This window comes from Clostridium sp. ATCC BAA-442, from assembly GCF_964239415.1.
GTDB lineage: Bacteria > Bacillota > Clostridia > Oscillospirales > Oscillospiraceae > Flavonifractor > Flavonifractor plautii.
Genome location: NZ_CAXSQB010000043.1, coordinates 1 through 616, shown reverse-complemented (window position 1 = coordinate 616; position 616 = coordinate 1). Strand labels below are relative to the sequence as shown.

General features: G+C 60.9%; 1 protein-coding gene. It reads right to left on the bottom strand.

Annotation, left to right across the window (positions count from 1 at the left end):
* Nucleotides 1-22: 22 nt before the first annotated feature.
* Nucleotides 23-436 carry a hypothetical protein gene (locus ACESY8_RS15160; protein ID WP_054339581.1) on the bottom strand — a complete coding sequence of 138 codons (414 nt, stop codon included), beginning with the start codon at nt 434-436 and terminating at the stop codon, nt 23-25.
* Nucleotides 437-616: the final 180 nt, after the last annotated feature.

The following is a 616-nucleotide window of genomic DNA, read 5'->3' as shown; positions in this document are numbered from 1 at the left end:
CCCCCCCCCCCGGGGGAACTTTTTATGGTATCTGGCCCTCCAGAAACGCCAGATATGGATAGGTCTTTCCCGACTCGTTGATCCGGTCGATCGCCCCATCTTCATGGACTACCCGAAACCCCTGCTGGATAATCTCAATTGCACCTGCCGCCGTCTGCCGGCTTGCCAGCAGTAGCCCGGAGCGGCCCGGAAGCAGCACAGCCGAGGGCCGGAACCCCAGCGGGATGCTCTGACTCGTCCCATTTCCCAGGAACGCGCCGCAATAAAGCTTTGCCTTTTCCGCCGTTGCGGCGGCCAACTCCGCCCGGTCGGCCTGTCCCAGCTTTTCCTGGAGTGCGGCCGCAATCCTTCGGAAGTCCTCATTAAAATCCGTCCGCAGGAAGCTATCCTCCGGCTCCCACTGGTGCAGGTGGTAATATTCCGTATAATTTGCCATATTCGTCCCATCTCCTCCCGGCACAGAAAAATCCCCTGCGTCCGGCACACAGCCAAACGCGAGGGCTTTGTCCTGCCGGATGGCCTGCGGGCGGGGACAAGCCCCGCCCCTACAGATAAGCGCCACAAGACACCCCATCAGAAACGGAACCCCGGAAATGTAGGGGCGGCCTTTATGGCC